The sequence below is a fragment of the Streptomyces resistomycificus genome (assembly GCF_001514265.1).
In the GTDB taxonomy this organism is placed as follows: Bacteria; Actinomycetota; Actinomycetes; order Streptomycetales; family Streptomycetaceae; genus Streptomyces; species Streptomyces resistomycificus.
Window position 1 is genome coordinate 180,585 of the sequence record NZ_KQ949005.1, and the last position, 1,285, is coordinate 181,869.

1 protein-coding gene is annotated in these 1,285 nt (G+C 67.2%); it reads right to left on the reverse strand.

Features of this window, described 5'->3' with window-relative positions; all coding sequences use genetic code 11:
* Positions 1–3: 3 nt before the first annotated feature.
* A partial coding sequence (locus AQJ84_RS37500) for a 2-oxoacid:acceptor oxidoreductase subunit alpha (RefSeq protein ID WP_059198907.1) occupies positions 4–1,285 on the reverse strand: 1,282 nt, incomplete at its 5' end.

Below are 1,285 nucleotides of genomic sequence, written 5' to 3' on the forward strand. Positions count from 1 at the left end.
GTGTCAGCCATCGATGGCCTCCTTCAGCGCCGTGGCGAGCTGTTCGGCCTTGAACGGCATGCCGTTGACCTGGTTGTAGGAGTGGGCATCCACCAGATATTTCGCCCGGACGAGAGTGGCGAGCTGACCGAGGTTCATCTCCGGGATCACCACCCGGTCGTAGCCCCGCAAAACCTCCCCGAGATTGCCGGGGAAGGGGTTGAGATGGCGCAGATGCGCCTGCGCGATGGACTCACCGGCCGCGCGCAGCCGGCGAACCGCCGCGGTGATGGGGCCGTAGGTGGATCCCCAGCCGAGCACCAGGGTGCGGGCGCCATGCGGGTCGTCGACCTCCACGTCCGGCACGGTGATGCCGTCGATCTTCGCCTGCCGGGTGCGGACCATGAAGTCGTGGTTGGCGGGATCGTAGGAGATGTTGCCGGTGCCGTCCTGCTTCTCGATCCCGCCGATCCGGTGCTCCAGACCCGGCGTGCCCGGAACCGCCCACGGACGGGCCAGCGTCTGCGGATCGCGTTTGTAGGGCCAGAACACCTCCGTCCCGTCCTCCAGCGCGTGATTGAAACCCTGAGCGAACTGCACCCGCAGATCCGGGAGTTCGTCCACCTCCGGGATCCGCCAGGGCTCGGAACCGTTGGCGAGATAGCCGTCGGAGAGCAAAAAGACCGGCGTGCGGTAGGCCAGCGCGATCCGCGCCGCCTCCAAAGCCGCGCCGAAACAGTCCGCCGGCGTCCGCGGAGCCACCACCGGCACCGGCGCCTCACCATTACGCCCGTACATCGCCTGCAGCAGATCCGCCTGCTCCGTCTTCGTCGGCAACCCCGTCGACGGACCCCCACGCTGAATATCCACGACCAACAGCGGCAGCTCCAACGACACCGCCAACCCGATCGTCTCGCTCTTGAGGGCCACACCCGGCCCCGACGTCGTGGTCACCGCCAGCGAACCACCGAACGCCGCACCCAGCGCCGCCCCGATCCCCGCGATCTCATCCTCCGCCTGGAACGTACGCACACCGAAGTTCTTGTGCCGGCTCAGCTCATGCAGGATGTCCGACGCCGGAGTAATCGGATACGAACCCAAAAACAGCGGAAGATCCGCCTGCCGCGACGCCGCCACCAGCCCGTACGACAACGCCAGATTCCCCGAGATATTACGGTAAATGCCGGCCGGGAACGCCGTCGTCGCCGGCGCGACCTCATACGAGACCGCGAAATCCTCCGTCGTCTCACCGAAGTTCCAGCCCGCCCTGAACGCCGCGATGTTCGCCGCCGCGACACCCGGCCGC